Origin of the sequence: Pseudomonas putida, from assembly GCF_009883635.2 — a bacterium.
Classification (GTDB): domain Bacteria; phylum Pseudomonadota; class Gammaproteobacteria; order Pseudomonadales; family Pseudomonadaceae; genus Aquipseudomonas; species Aquipseudomonas putida_W.
Map to the genome: position 1 here is coordinate 4,929,385 of NZ_CP026115.2, position 16,646 is coordinate 4,946,030.

Consider the following 16,646-nt stretch of genomic DNA (forward strand, 5'->3'; position numbering starts at 1 on the left):
CTCAATGTCGCGTCGTACCAACAAGGCGGTCGCGCGCGCCTGTCACAGGCATTACTGGCCCGAAACAAACGTAGGAGCGAGCGCAGCTCGCGATGCGCCGCGCGGGCGGCGCTCGATCTCGCAGGCGCTGAAAGTGCCAAGGCGAACACCCCGGCCACACCCCAATCCCTAAATCCCACCCCGCCGCACATGCTTCACCAGCACTTTCTCCAACAACTCCCACATCGCCGGATCAGTACTGAATGCCACATTGAAGCGCATCCACCCGGTTGCCTTGGCATCGACCATGAACAACTGCCCAGGCCCAAGCATGATGCCCTTCTCCAACGCATCATCCAGCAACGCTGCGCTGTCCGGAATCGCCGGGTGGCGGGTCCAGATATACATTCCTTCATCCGATTCGATGAACAGTTCAAAGCCCAATCGATGCAGATGCCGGCCAACTTCCTGATGCGCCTCGGCCAGGCGCTGGCGCAGGCGTTTGAGGTGCTTGCGCCAGCGCCCGTCGATGATCGCCGCATATACCACCCGCTCCATCACCTGCGAGGTGGTCAGCCCCGAGCGCATCTTCAGGTGCAGCAACTTCTGCATCAGTTCCGGGTTGGCCAGCAGGTAGCCGACCCGCACGTTCGGCGAAATGCTCTTCGAGTAGCTGCCCACGTACACCACCTGCTGCAGGTGGTCGAGGCTGGCCAGGCACGGCTGCGGTTCGGCGACCATGTCGGCGTACAGGTTGTTTTCCACCAAGCGGAAGCCGTGCTGGCTGGCCAGCTGCAGCAGGCGGTGCAGCTGCGGCAGCGGGGTGCGTGAACAGGTCGGGCTGTGCAGGTGCGGCTGGGTGAAGAAGGCAGTAGGGCGGTGGTGCGCCAGCAGTTGCTCGAGGTGATTGAGGTCATAACCGTTCGGCGTGCGCGGTACGCCGATCAGCGTTGCGCCCTGGGTGCGCAGGATGCTCATCAGGTTGGGGTAACCCGGATCGTCCACCAGTACCACGTCACCGGGCCGAACCAACGTGCGCACGGCCAGGTCCAGTGCCTGGCTGGCGCCGTGGGTCAGCATCAGCTGCGCCGGGTTGCAGACGATCGACAGCTCCTGCTGCAGGTTCTGCGCGGTCAGCGCGCGCAGCTCCGGCAGGCCCATCGGGTCGCCGTAGCCAGATAGCTCCAGCGGGCTGCCGGCGACCTGGCGCAGACCGCGGCGCAGGCCTTCTTCGTACATCCAGTCGTTGGGCAGCCAGCCGCAGCCGGGCTTGTACGGCAGTTGGCGGGTTTCGAAGATCTGCTGCAGGTACCACTCGGAATTGAACGTCGGGCGGCCGCTTTCGGCCTCGCTGTTCTGGCTTTCCAGCAGCTCGTTCGCTGCACGATTGACAAAGAACCCCGCATTGCCCTTGCTCACCAGCAACCCCTGGGCGACCAGGCGGTCGTACGCCTCGACCACGGTGAAGGTGCTCACCGAATAGCTTGCCGCGAAGGCGCGGATCGACGGCACCTTGGCGCCCGGCTTGAGGGTCTGGTTGTCGATCAGCTCGCGCAGGCCGTCGATGATCTGGTTGACCAACGGCGTGGAAGAGTCTGGATGTAATTCGAACATTCGGGGCCTTCAAGAGTGCGGAACGCCAGGCGCAGCGGGGTGTATTGCATCGGCGACCTGTACAGTGCAGTGCGAGATTCATGCCACTGTGCATGGCTCTCTACGTCGGACATTTTTACATTAGGTGTCAGATATCGCCACATAAAGCATGTTCAGTTCGCCCCAGGTGCCAACCCTGGGGCGCGTCAGCAGGCCGCCACGGAAGGCCTGCGTGTGTTTGCGCACACCATCCTGCCCGCATTAGCACTGATGTACAGGTGAAACCGAGAGCCATCGGGGTTTCACAGTTTTCCTTGGATAAAAAGAAGCACGGGGTACACAACTGATGGACGCAACATCCACAACCACCACCGCGAAAAGCGGGCACGAGAGCAAGCTCAGTGCCTCGCTCAAGTCGCGCCACCTGACGATGATGTCGATCGCCGGGGTTATCGGCGGCGCCTTGTTCGTCGGTTCCGGCAGCGTGATCCACAGCGCCGGCCCGGCCGCAGTGCTGGCCTACCTGGCTGGCGGCATCCTGGTGGTGCTGATCATGCGCATGCTGGGTGAAATGGCGACGTCCTCGCCCGACACCGGCTCGTTCTCCACCTACGCCGACCGGGCGATCGGCCGCTGGGCCGGTTTCACCATCGGCTGGCTGTACTGGTGGTACTGGGTCATCCTGATGGCCTGGGAAGCCTATGTGGCGGGCAAGATCCTGCATGGCTTTTTCCCCGACGTGAGCGTCAACGTGTTCGTGCTGGCCACGACCCTGCTGCTGATCACCGTCAACTTCTTCAACGTCAAGCACTACGGTGAATTCGAATTCTGGTTCGCGCTGATCAAGGTGGTGGCGATCGTCTGCTTCCTGATCGTGTGCGGCGCTGCCGTGATGAACATCTGGCAGTTCGGTGAAGTGCGCGGTATCACCCATTTGACCGCCGAAGGCTTCATGCCCAACGGCATCACCACGGTCATTGGTGCATTGCTGGGTGTGATGTTTGCCTTCCTCGGCGCCGAGATCGTCACCATCGCCGCCTCCGAAGCCAAGGACCCGGCCACCCAGATCGTCAAGGCCACCAACTCGGTGGTATGGCGTGTGTGCCTGTTCTACGTCGGCTCGATCTTCCTGATCGTCTGCCTGGTCCCGTGGAACGATCCGCAACTGGGCGTTTCCGGTTATGGCGCCTACCGCCGTACCCTGGAGCTGCTGGGCGTGCCGCACGCCGAGCTGCTGATGAACTTCGTGGTGCTGACCTCGGTGAGCAGCTGCCTGATCTCGGGCCACTACACCGCTTCGCGCATGCTGTTCTCCCTGGCCCAGCGTGGCGACGCGCCGTCGTTCTTCAAGATCACCCGCGCCGGCACCGGCGTACCGGTGTACGCGATCATCGGCTCCTGCGCCGTGGCCGTGGTCTGCGCGCTGATCAACTTCAGCGAGACCCTGCGCCCGAAAGACGTGCTGGAAACCCTGATGAACACCACCGGCATGATCGCCCTGCTGGTGTACCTGGTAATCGCCTTCTCGCAGCTGCGCATGCGCCGCAAGCTGATTGCCGAAGGCAAGGAAGTGCGCCTGCAGATGTGGCTGTTCCCGTGGCTGACCTACCTGGTGATCGGTTTCATCATCGCCGCCCTGGTGACCATGGCCTTCATGCCTGACTACCAGATCCTGGTGATCTCCACCGGCATCGCCGCGGCTGTCGTGGTGGCCATGGGCGTGGTGCACCAGATCCGCTCTGGCAAGCAGCAGCACTAAGCGTCACCTGCTGTTGGAAACGGCCGGCTCCCTTGGGGACCCGGCCGTTTCGCGTTGTTGGGGCGGGTGTTTTTCCTCGGGCATGTGAAAGCGCTGGTTCATCCACGGCGAACCCAGCAGGGCGGCGGCGGCGATCAGGGCCAGGATGGCGAGGGCCAGGGATATCTTCATCGGCATGCGCATGTAGGGACTGACCTGAAGCATAGGCTGACAGTTCAGGTTCATGGGAAACGGTACATGGCTTATGCTCAAGCCACTGCCCGCCAGAAAGGAGCCGCCCATGGCCTGGTCCGCCACCCAGTATTCCCTCTTCGAAGATGAACGCACCCGCGCCGTGCGCGACTTGCTGGCCGCCGTACCACCTCGGCCGGTGCGCCATGCCACCGACCTGGGCTGTGGCCCCGGCAACTCGACCGAAGTGCTGCTGCAGCGCTGCCCGGATGCCCAGGTAACGGCGCTGGACAGCGACAAGGACATGATCGACAAGGCCCGCGAACGCAAGCGCCTGCACATTCCACGGGTACGTTGCGAAATTGCCGATATCAGCCACTGGACGGCGCCCGAGCCGCAAGACCTGATTCTGGCCAACGCTTCGCTGCAGTGGGTGCCTGACCACGGCTCACTGTACCCGCACCTGGTACGCCAGCTGAGCGAGGGTGGCAGCCTGGCCGTGCAGACCCCGGACAACCTCGACGAGCCGGCCCATCGGCAATTGCGCGAAATCGCCAGCCAGGGCCCGTGGGCGGCCAAGTTCGCCGACTTCCAGCTGCCGCCACGGCACAACGCAGCGTTCTACTACGACCTGCTCACGCCGTTGTGCGCACGGGTGGACGTGTGGCGCACCACCTATCACCACCCCTTGGCGGGCGGTGCCGAGGCGGTGGTGGAATGGTTCAAGGGCTCGGCGCTACGGCCTTATCTGGCCAGGCTGGACGAGCAGGAGCGGGCGGACTTCCTGCAGATGTACCTGCAGGCCATGCAGCGTGACTATCCGCCTGCCACCGACGGCAAGGTGCTGCTGCCGTTCCCGCGGCTGTTTGTCGTCGCCACCCGCTAAGGGCGACGCCACCGCCAGATGACGCAGGCGTAGATGGCCAGGTTCAGCACCAGCACGACGCCGCCCAGCAGCAGCTGGATCTGTGGCGTCAGGCCGGCGGGGTAGATCAGTGGCCAGATGTAGTGTTCGACGAAGCCGCCGTGGTAGCCCGCGTCACCGGCGGCCAGGCGCATGCGGTTTTCCCAGTCGGTGAGCGGGCATTGCAGGTGCAGGCCTTCCACCGCCAGGCCCCAGGCCAGGGCGGGGAGATGCAGGAGCAGGGCGGGGCGCCACTTGAGCACCAGCAGGCCGCCGAACAGAACCAGCAGGATGAAGGCCAGGTGCAGCAGGACCAGGGCGTCGGCGGCCAGGCGGAAAAACATGATGGCGAGCGTCTGGAAGTAGGGTGTTGTCAGCATAGTCGTGTTGCCTGTACCGGCCTCTTCGCGGGACAAGCCCGCTCCTACAGGACAGCGGGGTCTCTGTAGGAGCGGGCTTGTCCCGCGAAGAGGCCGGTACAGGCGCTACAACTCTTCCTGAACCATCTGCAGGAAGGTGGCCACCACCCGCCGCGATCGCTGCTCGCTCAGGCACACCAGTGTCTCGGTCAGATGCCGCTGACAATCGACGATCGGCAAGGCACACACCCGCGCATCCGCACCAAACTCGGCCGCCGACACCACCCCCACGCCAATCCCCACCACCACCGCTTCACGCGCCGCCTCGCGGCCTTCCACCTGGATCGCCGGGCGAATCCGCAAGCCAGCGCGCTGCATCTCTTCCTCCAGCGTCTGCCGCGTCACCGACCCCGGCTCACGCAGCACCAGTGGGGTGTCGTCCAGGTCTGCGAGGCTGATCGACCCGCGGCTGGCCCATGGGTGGTTGTGCGAGACGAACGCCACCATCGGGTCGCGGCGCAGCGGCACGCAGAACAGCCGCTCGTCATCGACATCGCGCCCGAGCAGCGCCAGGTCGGCCTGGTAGCTGAACAGCCGTGCCAGCGACTCATCGGTGTTGCCGGTCTCGACCTTGACCTGGATGCCCGGGTAGCGCTGGCAGAAGCGCGCAATCTGCGGCAGCACGTGCACGGGCGCATCCACCGCCAGCACCAGGCTGCCGGTATGCAGGGCACGGGAATCCTGCAACAGGTCATGGGCTTCGGCCTCGCAAGCGAACAGGCGCTGGCTGATGCCCAGCAGGCGCTCGCCCAGGTCGGTCAGCTGCACCGAGCGCTTGTTGCGCTGGAACAGCAGCACGCCGAAGCGTTCCTCGAGCTTGCGCACCTGGTCGGACACCGCTGGTTGGGTCAGAAACAGCTTTTCCGCCGCGCGGGTGAAGCTGCCGTGCACGGCCACTGCATGGAACGCCTTGAGTTGAGCGTGAGATACCGACATGCCGACTCCAGTAACAAGCTGAACTTATGTGTGAAATACGATAAATCGATTTTATTTATCAGTCAGCAACTGTTTCCATACGTTTCAACCCGAAGCCGTCGCCACAAGCAGCGGCCGGGCCATGGCCCGCACACGGTGCCATCTGACCAGATGACGAGCCTTCGTCATGCAGTGCGCAACACAACAACAAGACAGGCGTTTTTTAACAATCTGCCGGCACACTTGAGCAAGAGGTCAGAGTCAATGAATCAATCACTAGCCGCGTTGAAACGCTGGCGCATCCAGATTTTTGCTATCACCTGGCTGGCCTACGCCGCCTTCTACTTCACCCGCAAAGCCTTCTCGGTGGCCAAGCTGGGCATCGCTGAAGACCCGACGTTCATGCTCGACAAGGCCGCCATGGCCAACCTCGACGCCATCTACCTGGCCGCCTATGCCGTGGGCCAGTTCACCTGGGGCATGCTCGCCGACCGCTTTGGCCCGCGCGTGGTGGTACTGGGCGGGCTGCTGATTTCGGCAGTGGCTGCGGTGGTGATGGGCAGTTACGCGACCTTCCCGATCTTCGCCACCTGCATGCTGATCCAGGGCCTGGCGCAATCCACCGGCTGGGCAGGGCTGTGCAAGAACATCGGCAGCTTCTTCCCTGCGTCGCAGCGTGGGCGGGTGCTGGGGCTGTGGAGTTCGTGCTATGCCTTCGGTGGCCTGGTTGCTTCGCCGTTCGCTGGCTGGTGGGCCTATACCCTGGTCGGCACCTGGCATGCCGCGTTCTTCTCCAGTGCCGCAGTGGTGACCGGCGTGGCGGTGCTGTTCTTTTTCCTGCAGCGCAACAAGCCGGAAGACGTTGGCCTGGCAGCGGTCGAACCGGAGCCGCAGAGCATGGCCCCGGCCGGCAACCTGTGCAGCGTCTGGGCGCCACTGCGCGAGATCCTGCGCAACCGCACGGTGCTGACCCTGGGCATGGCGTACTTCTTGTTGAAGCCGGCACGCTACGCCATCCTGCTGTGGGGCCCGGTGATCGTCTTCGAGCAGATGCCTTCGGTCGGCAAGGTCGGCGCGGCGATCATCCCCACCGCCTTCGAACTGGCGGGGCTGCTGGGCCCGATCATCATTGGCCTGGCTTCGGACAAGCTGTTCGGTGCCCGGCGCATGCCGGCCTGCGTGATCAGCCTGGTGCTGCTGACCGTGACCCTGGCAGCGTTCATGGGGGCGATGCACAGCGGCAGCATCGTGCTGGTAGTCGCCTTGCTGTTCGTCATGGGCCTGACCCTGTACGGGCCGGACTCGATGATCAGCGGCGCGGCGGCCATCGACTTCGGCACGGCCAAGGCCGGCGCCACTGCGGCAGGTTTCGTTAACGGCTGCGGCTCGGTGGGGGCAGTGCTCGGCGGCCTGCTGCCAGGCTACTTCGACAGCGTCACGGTGTTCATCGTGTTCGCTGGCTGCGCGTTGTTCTCGGCCCTGGTGCTGCTGCCGCACTGGAACAGCCGCCCGGCCACTGCGCCCCAGGCCGAGGACGTGGCACCCAACACCAGCATGGCGATCAAGCCATTGCGTACCTGAAGGAAAGCGCGCAAGGCCGACAAACCGTGAGATTACTTGTCGATCCACTGCCCGAGGGCGTATAAACTGCTCCCACTTTTGGCCGGTCGCTTCCTGAACCGGCCGCTGAAACAAAGAGAGTCGACATGGGCGCACAGTGGAAAGCCAAACATAGAGAAACAGCTGCCAATGCCAAGGGCAAGATCATGGGCAAGCTGGCCAAGGAAATCCAGATCGCTGCCAAGTCCGGCGCCGACCCGGACATGAACCCGCGCCTGCGCCTGGCCATCGTCCAGGCCAAGAAAGCCTCGATGACCCGCGAGACCCTTGAGCGTGCCATCAAGAAAGGCGCTGGCCTGGACGGTGAGGCCGTGCAGTACCATGCCGTGAGCTATGAAGGCTTCGCCCCGCATCAGGTGCCACTGATCGTCGAGTGCCTGACCGACAACGTCAACCGCACCGTGGCGCAGATTCGCGTGCTGTTCCGCAAGGGCCAGCTGGGCGCCAGCGGCTCGGTGACCTGGGACTTCAACCACGTCGGCCTGATCGAAGCCACCCCGGAAGGCGATGCCGACCCGGAAATGGCCGCCATCGAAGCCGGTGCCCAGGACTTCGAGGAAGGTGAAGAAGAAGGTTCGACCCTGTTCATCACCGACACCACCGACCTGGATGCCGTGCAGAAGGCGCTGCCAGATCATGGTTTCACCGTGACTTCGGCGAAGATCGGTTACACCCCGAAGAACCCGGTGAGCGCTGCCAGCCTGAGCGCTGAAGCACTGGCTGAGGTGGAAGCGTTCCTCGAGGCGATCGACGAGAACGATGATGTGCAGAACGTCTACGTTGGCCTGACTGACTAAAAAGCTGGGGCCGCTTTGCGGCCCATTCGCGGGACAAGCCCGCTCCTACAGGAATACGCGTTTGTCTGTAGGAGCGGGCTTGTCCCGCGAATGGGCCGGCAAAACATATAGAAGGGAGCCTGCATGAACCCCACCTTCGCCTCCCTCAGCCTTGCCCACCTGCGTACCCTCGACTGCCTCCTGCAGCTGAAGAACCTCAGCCACGCCGCCGACCGCCTGGGTGTCAGCCAATCGGCCCTGAGCCGCCAGCTGGCCCATCTGCGCGAAGCCTTCGACGACCCACTGCTGGTACGCCAGGGCCGCGGTTATGTGCTCAGCGAACACGCCGAAGCCCTGGTCGAACCCCTGCGCCAGGTGCTCGAAGAACTCCAGGCCCTGCGCCAACCCGCCGCCTTCGACCCGGCTCGCTGCGAGCGGCGCTTCTGCCTGGCCGCCTCCGATTACGTGGCCGAGCACATGCTGCCGCTGCTGGTGGCTGCCTTGGAGCAGGAAGCCCCAGGCGTGTCCATCGACTACCGCACCTGGCAGGCCGGGCAATACGCCTTGCTCGCCAGCGGCGAGATCGACCTGGCCACGACCTTGTTCGACGAGTCGCCGCCCAACCTGCATGGGCGACTGCTCGGCGAAGACCGCGCGGTGTGCCTGATGCGCCAGGATCACCCGCTGACCGCGCTGGACGTGCTTGGCCAGGACGACTACCTGGCCTGCAAGCACGTGCGCATTTCCGGTGGTGGCGACAAGGACAGCTTCATCGACCGCCACCTGCGCGCACAGGGCCTGCAACGGCGCATCAGCCTGGAAGTACCGTTCTTCTCGGCCACCGTACAGGTGATCGGCAACAGCCAGGCGCTGGCCACGGTGCCCGAACACATCGCCCGCCAGCTGTGCCGCCTGCATGGGCTGGCGTGGCGGCCATTAGGGTTTGTCGAACATACCCAGCGCTATTGGGTAGTGTGGCATCAGCGCTTGCAGGCCTCGGCCGAGCACCGCTGGTTGCGCAACCGGGTGTTCGAGCTGTGGCGGCAGTCGCAGTTCGGGGTGCAGGGCGGGGTTGCAGGTTTGCCATAACAGGTATGCGCGAAGCGGGGTTATTCGCGCGGGCGCAGGCGCCTAGACTGGGGGCATTGGACAATCCTCAGGAGAGCGCGCGTGACCCCAGAACAATTCCGCCAGTATGGCCACCAGCTGATCGACCTGATCGCCGACTACCGTCAATCCGTCGGCGAACGCCCGGTCATGGCCCAGGTCGAGCCCGGTTACCTCAAGGCCCAGCTGCCCCAAGGCGCCCCGCAGCAGGGTGAGTCGTTCGAGGCGATCCTCGACGACGTCAACCAACTGGTCATGCCCGGCCTGTCGCACTGGCAGCACCCGGACTTCTACGGCTACTTCCCGTCCAACGGCACCCTGTCGTCGGTGCTCGGCGATTTCCTCAGCACCGGCCTTGGCGTGCTCGGCCTGTCGTGGCAGTCCAGCCCGGCGTTGAGCGAACTGGAAGAAACCACCCTCGATTGGCTGCGCCAGTTGCTCGGCCTGTCGGACCAGTGGAGCGGGGTGATCCAGGACACCGCGTCCACCAGTACCTTGGTGGCGCTGATCAGCGCCCGTGAGCGCGCCACCGACTATGCGCTGGTACGCGGCGGCCTGCAGGCCGAGGCCAAGCCGTTGATCGTCTATGTCAGCGCCCATGCCCACAGCTCGGTGGACAAGGCCGCACTGCTAGCCGGCTTTGGCCGCGCCAACATTCGCCTGATCGCCACCGACGAGCAGTTCGCCATGCGCCCGGAAGCGCTGCGGGCGGCCATCGAGCAAGACCTGGTCGCCGGTAATCAACCGTGTGCCGTGGTCGCCACCACCGGCACCACCACCACCACCGCCCTCGACCCACTGCGCCCGATCGGCGAAATCGCCCAGGCCAACGGGCTGTGGCTGCATGTCGACTCGGCCATGGCCGGCTCGGCGATGATCCTGCCGGAATGCCGCTGGATGTGGGACGGCATCGAGCTGGCCGATTCTGTCGTGGTCAATGCGCACAAATGGCTGGGCGTGGCGTTCGACTGCTCGATCTACTACGTGCGTGATCCGCAGCACTTGATCCGGGTGATGAGCACCAATCCGAGCTACCTGCAGTCGGCGGTGGATGGCGAGGTGAAGAACCTGCGTGACTGGGGGATTCCGCTGGGTCGCCGGTTCCGTGCGCTGAAGCTGTGGTTCATGTTGCGCAGCGAAGGTGTAGAGGCGTTGCAGCAGCGCTTGCGCCGGGACCTGGACAACGCCCGCTGGCTGGCGGAGCAGGTGAGTGCGTCGGCGGAGTGGGACGTGCTGGCGCCGGTGCAGTTACAGACATTGTGCATTCGCCATCGGCCAGCGGGGCTGGAGGGGGAGGCGCTGGATGCGCATACCAAGGCGTGGGCTGGGCGGTTGAATGCGTCCGGGGTGGCGTATGTGACGCCGGCGACGCTGGAAGGGCGGTGGATGTTGCGGGTATCGGTGGGGGCCCTGCCGACCGAGCGGGAGCATGTCGAGAAGCTTTGGCTGAACTTGCAGGAAGTGGTTAAAGGCTGAAAATGTTGGGGCCGCAAAGCGGCCCCCAGCAATCTATCAGTTGCTCACCGCCTGAAAGCTACCTTTACGGCTGGCCTCGAAGGCCTCTTTCTCCATCGGCTTGGCATTCGGATTACCCAGGTCTTCCATCGCCATCCGGTGAGTCTCCGGCGCAATGTAGGCCGCCAGGGCACACACGCAGGTGATGAAGAACGCCAGGCCACCGATCACCAGCGGAATGTTCTCCGAACCCGGTGGCGCCACCAGGGCGAACAGCGCTGGCAGCATGGCGGTGAGCATGGTGCCGATGTTCTGCGCGATGGCCATGGCCGATACGCGGTAGCGGGTGTGGAACAGCTCCGGGTAGAAGCTTGGGAATACCGCGTTATAGCCCTGATAGACCATGCCCCACATCACGATCGAGGCGGCGAAGGCCAGTGGCACGTTCTGGATGCTGATCGCGTACAGGTAGACAAAGGCCAGCAGGCCAGAGCCCAGGCAGCCGGCGATCATGGTCGGGCGGCGGCCGATCTTGTCGGACAGGTTGCCCACGAACGGGATCACCAGCACCGCGACGATGTTGCCCACTACCGGGATCCACAGGTACACGCTTTTGTCGAAGCCGATGCCATAGGCCGGCTGCACTGCGTAGGCCGCGCCGAAGATGGTGGCGACCACCGGGATCACGTTCATCAGGGCCATGAACATCACCAGCACCATGTGCTTCCAGCTGTGGCGGAAGGCCTCGCTGATTGGCGACTTGGCAACCTTGTCCTGCTTCTCTTCCTTCACGAACGCCGGGGTTTCGTGCACTTCCTTGCGGATGATGAAGCCCGCGATCAGGACGAAGGCGCTCATCAGGAACGGAATACGCCAGCCCCAGTCATTGAAGGCGTCGCTCGGCATGAAGTAAGCCAGTGGCAGGAACACCGCCGCTGCCAGCACCTGGCCGGCCTGCACGCCCTGCAAGGTGAAGCTGGCGTAGTAACCCCGCCGCCCGAACGGGGCGTGCTCCATGATCATGGAACTTGCGCCGGAGATTTCACCGGCCACGGCAAAGCCCTGGACCAGGCGCAGCACCACCAGCAAGGCCGGGGCCAGCAGGCCGATGTCGTGGTAGGTCGGCAGCAGGCCCACGGCCATGGTCGACAGGCCCATCAGGAACATGCACAGCAGCAATACGTTCTTGCGCCCACGGGTGTCACCCCAGTGGCCGAGCACGAAGGCGCCGATCGGGCGTGCCAGGTAGCCCACGCCGTAGGTGGCCAGCGAGGCGATGATGGCCATTTTCGGGTCGGTATTGGGGAAGAAGATCTGCGGGAAGATCAGCGCCGCAGCCTGGGCATAGATGAAGAAATCGTAGTATTCGAGTGCCGAGCCAATCCATCCGCTGGCGGTCGCTTTCTTGGCTTGAGAGCTTGAGTGAGCCATCGTTGTCTCCGTTGTTCTTGTAGGTCGCCGCACGGCTGGCGTCGCCCGGGGGCGGCCAGAGGGGTGCGATCGCTTGTCGGGAGTAGGGCGTTATAGCGCTGACGATCGCAGGCGGTGTCTGCAAAGGGAGGACGAACGAGCAGGTGCGGATCGCAAGGCGATGGAGGTGTGCATAGGTCGGTACCCGGTTTATTGAACTTATTATGTCGTGACGTTGGGCTTGTCTGCGCAGGTGCTGCCGAACGCCCGTCTGGGCAGAAGAGGGCGGTCGGTGTGCCTGCGTCTGGGTTCATGTTTGCCCAGGGTTGGCAGTGAATCAATTCGCCAGAATCGGTTTTGTGCGGTAATCGAACGCAAAACTAACCATTTCGTACAAACAGATTGCCGGGCCGACTTTACCTGCGAATAATCGACAGTGCCAGGAACCTTGAGAGGTTTTCGGCCCGTCGTCCTTCCAATAACAAGGAACTTCCCCATGCAGCGTTCGATAGCCACCGTGTCCTTGAGCGGCACCCTGCCGGAAAAGCTCGAAGCCATCGCCGCCGCCGGTTTCGACGGCGTCGAGATCTTCGAGAACGACCTGTTGTATTACGCTGGCAGCCCCCGTGAAGTGCGGCAGATGTGCGCCGACCTCGGCATTGCCATCACCCTGTTCCAGCCGTTCCGCGATTTTGAAGGCTGCCGCCGCGACCGCCTGCAGAAGAACCTTGACCGCGCCGAGCGCAAGTTCGACCTGATGCAAGAGTTGGGCACCGACCTGGTGCTGGTGTGCAGCAACGTCCAGGCCGACGCCCTGGGCGATGAACAGCTCCTGGTGGACGACCTGCGCCTGCTCGGCGAGCACGCTGGCAAGCGCGGCCTGCGCATTGGCTACGAAGCCTTGGCCTGGGGCCGTCACGTCAATACTTACCAGCAAGTTTGGAACCTGGTGCGCCAGGCCGACCACCCGGCGCTGGGCGTGATCCTCGACAGCTTCCACACCTTGTCGCTCAAAGGCGACCCAGCGGCGATCCGCGACATTCCCGGCGACAAGATCTTCTTCGTGCAGATGGCCGACGCGCCGATCCTGAACATGGACGTGCTGGAGTGGAGCCGCCACTTCCGCAACTTCCCGGGGCAGGGCGAAATGGACCTGGCCGGCTTCCTCGCGCCGATCCTCGCCACCGGCTACCGCGGGCCGCTGTCGCTGGAAATCTTCAACGACGGCTTCCGCGCCGCACCGCCACGGCAGAATGCCGCCGACGGCCTGCGCTCGCTGCTGTACCTCGAAGAGCAGACCCGCCTGCGCCTGGAGCAGGAAGGCACCGCGATCGAGCCGGGCGTGCTGTTCACCCCGCCGGCCGCCAGCGCCTACGACGGCGTGGAGTTCCTCGAATTCGCCGTCGACGAAGCCGTCGGCGCGCGCCTGGGCGGCTGGCTCAAGCGCCTGGGCTTTGCCGAAGCCGGCAAGCATCGCAGCAAGGATGTGCGCCTGCTGCGCCAGAACGACATCAACATCGTGCTCAACGCCGAGCCATACTCCTTCGGCCACAACTTCTTCGAGGCCCACGGCCCGTCGCTGTGCGCCACCGCCCTGCGGGTCAAGGACGAGCACGCCGCGCTGCAACGCGCCACGGACTTCCGTGGCCAGCCATTCCGCGGTCTGGTCGGCCCCAACGAATGCGAAGTGCCTGCCGTGCGTGCCCCGGACGGCAGCCTGATCTACCTGGTGGAGCAGGGCAAGGAAGGGCCGTCGCTGTACGACACCGACTTCCGCCTCGACCCGGCCGCCAGCGCCACCGGTGGCCTGCAGCGCATCGACCACATGGCCCTGGCGCTGCCGGCCGAGTCGCTGGACAGCTGGGTGCTGTTCTACAAGAGCCTGTTCGACTTTGCCGCCGACGACGAAGTGGTGCTGCCCGACCCGTACGGCCTGGTCAAGAGCCGCGCCTTGCGCAGCCAGTGTGGCAGCTTGCGCTTGCCGCTGAACATCTCGGAGAACCGCAATACTGCCATAGCCCATGCGCTGTCCAGCTATCGTGGCTCGGGCGTGCATCACATCGCCTTCGATTGCGCAGACATCTTCAGTGAAGTGGCGCGGGCGAAGGAGTCCGGGGTGCCGCTGCTGGAAATCCCGCTGAACTACTACGACGACCTCGCGGCGCGTTTCGATTTCAACGACGAGTTCCTAAGCGAACTGGCGTACTACAACGTGCTGTACGACCGTGATGCCCAAGGTGGCGAGCTGTTCCACGTGTACACCGAACCGTTCGAGGAGCGCTTCTTCTTCGAGATCATCCAGCGCAAGGGCGGCTATGCCGGGTACGGCGCGGCGAACGTCGCGGTGCGCCTGGCGGCGATGGCCAAGCGCCGCAGTGGAGCGGCGCGCAAGCCGGTGTTGTGATTACAAAGCGTTCGCCGACAGGTATTTAGCGCCTGTGAGATCGAGCGCCGCCCGCGCGGCGCATCGCGAGCTGCGCTCGCTCCTACGTTTGTTTCGGGCCAGTAACGCCTGTGACAGGCGCGCGCGGCCGTCTTGTTGGTACGACGCGATAGCGCGCCATGCGCCAAGGCGTTCGCGCGCAAATCCCCCAGGATTAACTGGCCCGAAACAAACGTAGGAGCGAGCGCAGCTCGCGATGCGCCGCGCGGGCGGCGCTCGATCGGATAGGCGCTGCAAACCTTTCGGCATGCACTACCGGCCACACCCCTGAACCAAGCTGCGGAACCCTCTCATCTATGCTCATGAGGCTCTTATCTTCGAAGCAAGAGGGCAATCATGAGCAAGGTATTCATCAACATCGGCCTCAGCCTTGACGGCTACATGGCCCCGGAAGGCATGGACATCGCGCACTGGGACAACCCCGGGTACAAGCACTGGGGCGCCAGGTGGGGCGAGCTGATGAGCTGGATCCTCAAGCAGCAATACTTCCGCGAGCACCTCATGTTCGCCTCGGGCGGCGAGACCGGCCCGGTCAACGACATGCTCCGCCACACCCTGGAGCGTACCGGCGCCGCCATCATGGGCAAGCGCATGTTCGAGCAGGGCGAGCTCAGTTGGCCGGAGGAAGCGCCTTTCCATTGCCCGGTGTATGTGCTCACCCACGAAAAGCGTGAACCGTGGGTGCGCCCGGGCGGCACGACGTTCCACTTCTGCAACGAGGGGCCGGCGAAAGCTCTGGAGCTGGCCAGGGCGGTTGCAGGCAGCCGTGACATCCGCATCTCCGGTGGCGCGGACGTGATCCAGCAGTATTTGCGCATAGATGCCATCGACGAACTGGAAATTGCCCTTGCTCCGGTGCTCTTTGGCTGTGGACGACGCCTGTTCGCCAACCTCCATGAGCCCGTGGCCAAGTTTCGGGTCGAAAAAGCATTCCATACACCCGATGCTACGCACCTGCGCTATGTGCGAGCGTGAGGGGATATCGAGCCTGGCTATCCGCGTGTTCGCGCTGGTCGCCCTGTTGACGATGGCTACGCCTGCAAGCGCGGATTGGCGCGCGTCACTGCCCGCCGCGCAGGTGGCAGGCAGTGGCGATTTCACCTGGTTCGGCCTGCGCCTGTACACCGCCCGCCTGTGGCACGCCAACGCCTCGTGGAGTTGGGACGAGCCATTCGCCCTCGAACTGGTCTACCACCGGTCGCTGTCACGGAACACGCTGGTGCAGGCGAGCATCGATGAAATACAACGGCTGGCGAAGCAGCCACTGCCCACCGACACCGTCAAACGCTGGTCAGCCGTCATGGCTGAAGCCTTCGTGGACGTGCGCCCGGGCATGAACATCACCGGCCTGTATCTGCCCGGCCAGGGTTGCCGTTTCTACGTCGATGGCCAGCTCAGCCTGGAGGTGGCCGACCCGGCATTCGCCCGTGCGTTCTTTGCCATCTGGCTGGATCCCCGGGCCCGCGATGCACAGCTGCGCGAGCGTCTGCTAGGGGTGGGCGGGAGCGAACGAGGAGGTTGAGGCATGTACAAGGCAATCCTGTTGATCGCCTGCCTGCTGTTGGGCAGTTGCAAGGTCGGGGTCGAGCACTACGCCCAGGAACAACCGCACCTGGACCTGGCGGCGTTCTTCTCCCAACCGGTGCAGGCCTGGGGCATGTTCCAGAAGCGCTCGGGCGAGGTGGTAAAGCGCTTCCATGTGCGTATCGACAGCCGCCGCGAAGGTGAGCGACTGATCCTCGACGAACACTTCGTGTACAGCGATGGCACACGCCAGCAGCGAACCTGGACCCTCACCCCCGACGGCCCCAACCGCTGGCGCGGCACGGCAGGCGATGTGATCGGCGAGGCCACTGGCGTCTTGGCCGGCAACGCCCTGCAATGGCGCTACCAACTGGACCTGCCGGTCGATGGCCGGCACTGGACCATGGACATGGATGACTGGATGTACCTGATGGACCAGGACACCCTGATCAACCGCACGCGCATGAGCAAGCTGGGTGTGGAAGTCGGGCAGATCACCTTGTTCTTCCGGCGCATGCCGCAGGGCATTGGCGCGTCTGCAGCATCCGCTGAGGGGCCCGAGTAGGCGTAC

Annotated in this window: 15 protein-coding genes; 10 read left to right on the plus strand and 5 right to left on the minus strand. The window is 64.1% G+C overall.

The genetic code is table 11. The features are described from left to right. Positions 1–168: 168 nt before the first annotated feature. Complete coding sequence (locus C2H86_RS22615; protein ID WP_159409912.1) at positions 169–1,593, minus strand: PLP-dependent aminotransferase family protein; 1,425 nt, start codon at positions 1,591–1,593, stop codon at positions 169–171. A gap of 325 nt (positions 1,594–1,918) precedes the next feature. Between C2H86_RS22615 and C2H86_RS22620 the strand changes: the two genes are divergently transcribed. Continuing rightward, a complete protein-coding gene (locus C2H86_RS22620) occupies positions 1,919–3,331 on the plus strand; it encodes an amino acid permease (RefSeq protein WP_159409913.1) in 1,413 nt (470 codons plus the stop codon). 3 nt (positions 3,332–3,334) lie between these two features. Here the strand turns inward: C2H86_RS22620 and C2H86_RS22625 are convergent, their stop codons facing one another. After that, positions 3,335–3,514, minus strand: a complete 180-nt coding sequence (locus C2H86_RS22625; RefSeq protein ID WP_159412978.1) for a hypothetical protein — start codon at positions 3,512–3,514, stop codon at positions 3,335–3,337. A gap of 97 nt (positions 3,515–3,611) precedes the next feature. Between C2H86_RS22625 and tam the strand changes: the two genes are divergently transcribed. After that, positions 3,612–4,388 carry a trans-aconitate 2-methyltransferase gene (tam, locus tag C2H86_RS22630; RefSeq protein ID WP_159409914.1) on the plus strand — a complete coding sequence of 259 codons (777 nt, stop codon included), beginning with the start codon at positions 3,612–3,614 and terminating at the stop codon, positions 4,386–4,388. Here tam and C2H86_RS22635 read toward each other — a convergent pair. After that, entirely contained in the window at positions 4,385–4,750 is a 366-nt protein-coding gene (locus C2H86_RS22635; RefSeq protein ID WP_159412979.1) for a DUF2784 domain-containing protein, read from the minus strand. The genes tam and C2H86_RS22635 overlap by 4 nt on opposite strands. 141 nt (positions 4,751–4,891) lie before the next feature. Further along, the gene (locus C2H86_RS22640; RefSeq protein WP_159409915.1) at positions 4,892–5,761 is read right to left on the minus strand and encodes a LysR substrate-binding domain-containing protein; all 870 of its coding nucleotides are present in this window, start codon (positions 5,759–5,761) and stop codon (positions 4,892–4,894) included. 243 nt (positions 5,762–6,004) lie between these two features. Between C2H86_RS22640 and C2H86_RS22645 the strand changes: the two genes are divergently transcribed. The 4 genes from C2H86_RS22645 to C2H86_RS22660 all read left to right on the plus strand — a co-directional run bounded on the left by C2H86_RS22645 (position 6,005) and on the right by C2H86_RS22660 (position 10,719). Beyond that, positions 6,005–7,321 (plus strand): MFS transporter, encoded by a 1,317-nt coding sequence (locus tag C2H86_RS22645; protein WP_159409916.1) that lies wholly within the window; start codon positions 6,005–6,007, stop codon positions 7,319–7,321. A gap of 125 nt (positions 7,322–7,446) precedes the next feature. Then, positions 7,447–8,157, plus strand: coding sequence for a YebC/PmpR family DNA-binding transcriptional regulator (locus C2H86_RS22650; protein ID WP_060513203.1), 711 nt, complete (start codon positions 7,447–7,449; stop codon positions 8,155–8,157). A gap of 123 nt (positions 8,158–8,280) precedes the next feature. Continuing rightward, complete coding sequence (locus tag C2H86_RS22655; RefSeq protein ID WP_159409917.1) at positions 8,281–9,225, plus strand: LysR family transcriptional regulator; 945 nt, start codon at positions 8,281–8,283, stop codon at positions 9,223–9,225. Between the two features lie 81 nt (positions 9,226–9,306). Further along, positions 9,307–10,719 carry a DOPA decarboxylase gene (locus C2H86_RS22660; protein ID WP_159409918.1) on the plus strand — a complete coding sequence of 471 codons (1,413 nt, stop codon included), beginning with the start codon at positions 9,307–9,309 and terminating at the stop codon, positions 10,717–10,719. A gap of 36 nt (positions 10,720–10,755) precedes the next feature. Here the strand turns inward: C2H86_RS22660 and C2H86_RS22665 are convergent, their stop codons facing one another. Further along, positions 10,756–12,129: an MFS transporter gene (locus tag C2H86_RS22665; RefSeq protein ID WP_159409919.1), complete on the minus strand. Its 1,374-nt coding sequence runs from the start codon at positions 12,127–12,129 to the stop codon at positions 10,756–10,758. A gap of 475 nt (positions 12,130–12,604) precedes the next feature. On the opposite strand from C2H86_RS22665, the gene quiC reads away from it, so the two are divergent. From quiC to C2H86_RS22685, 4 genes are all read left to right on the plus strand, one after another. Next, on the plus strand, positions 12,605–14,512 hold the full coding sequence (gene quiC / locus C2H86_RS22670) for a 3-dehydroshikimate dehydratase QuiC (protein ID WP_159409920.1): 1,908 nt from the start codon (positions 12,605–12,607) through the stop codon (positions 14,510–14,512). Positions 14,513–14,887: 375 nt separating this feature from the next. Next, positions 14,888–15,526, plus strand: a complete 639-nt coding sequence (locus C2H86_RS22675) for a dihydrofolate reductase family protein (protein ID WP_159409921.1) — start codon at positions 14,888–14,890, stop codon at positions 15,524–15,526. Then, positions 15,513–16,073, plus strand: a complete 561-nt coding sequence (locus C2H86_RS22680) for a chalcone isomerase family protein (protein ID WP_430738562.1) — start codon at positions 15,513–15,515, stop codon at positions 16,071–16,073. Before C2H86_RS22675 ends, C2H86_RS22680 begins: the two co-directional genes overlap by 14 nt. Before the next feature lie 3 nt (positions 16,074–16,076). After that, complete coding sequence (locus tag C2H86_RS22685) at positions 16,077–16,640, plus strand: DUF3833 domain-containing protein (protein ID WP_159409922.1); 564 nt, start codon at positions 16,077–16,079, stop codon at positions 16,638–16,640. The last annotated feature ends 6 nt before the right edge of the window (positions 16,641–16,646 follow it).